Origin of the sequence: Halalkalibacter lacteus, from assembly GCF_036663595.1 — a bacterium.
In the GTDB taxonomy this organism is placed as follows: Bacteria; Bacillota; Bacilli; order Bacillales; family Bacillaceae_D; genus Halalkalibacter; species Halalkalibacter lacteus.
Window position 1 is genome coordinate 1 of record NZ_JAWRVL010000106.1, and the last position, 455, is coordinate 455.

The window sequence follows — 455 nt, forward strand, 5'->3', positions numbered from 1 at the left end:
CTTAACTCATACAGCTTTTCCTTATTTTTTATAATCTCTGTATCTTCGAACTTTTTTGCTGTTTGTTCCATTTTTCTTACTCTCCTTCATATTTGTCTATTTATAAGGTATTAACTCGTTATTAAAAAAGCCTTCTTGCTTTCTACCGCTGTATTCGTAACCGCTTCCGCAACTACTTTCGGAACTTCCTTATCAAGTGCGTTAGGAATCACATACGTTGGACTTAACTTGTTATCTGGTATCATATTTGCAATCGCATAAGAGGCTGCAATCTTCATTTCAACCGTTATATCTGTTGCACATGCATCAGCCAAGAACCGCTGTTCCATCCGTCACAACCGCGACCATATTCCCTCTTGATGTAAGATGATTGATTTCATGTGGATTTTTCACAATCTCCTTACATACATCCCCTACTCCTGGCGTGTACACAAGGCTTAAATCTGCTTCACTAT

The 455-nt window shown here is 38.2% G+C and carries 1 protein-coding gene and 1 pseudogene; both read right to left on the minus strand.

What is annotated here, in order from left to right; all coding sequences use genetic code 11:
• Positions 1 to 110 precede the first annotated feature (110 nt).
• Entirely contained in the window at positions 111 to 329 is a 219-nt protein-coding gene (locus tag SAZ04_RS21680; RefSeq protein ID WP_332699580.1) for a hypothetical protein, read from the minus strand.
• Positions 310 to 455 (minus strand): annotated as a pseudogene (locus SAZ04_RS21685) (NAD-dependent malic enzyme); the annotation flags it as partial. The gene SAZ04_RS21680 and the pseudogene SAZ04_RS21685, both read right to left, overlap by 20 nt.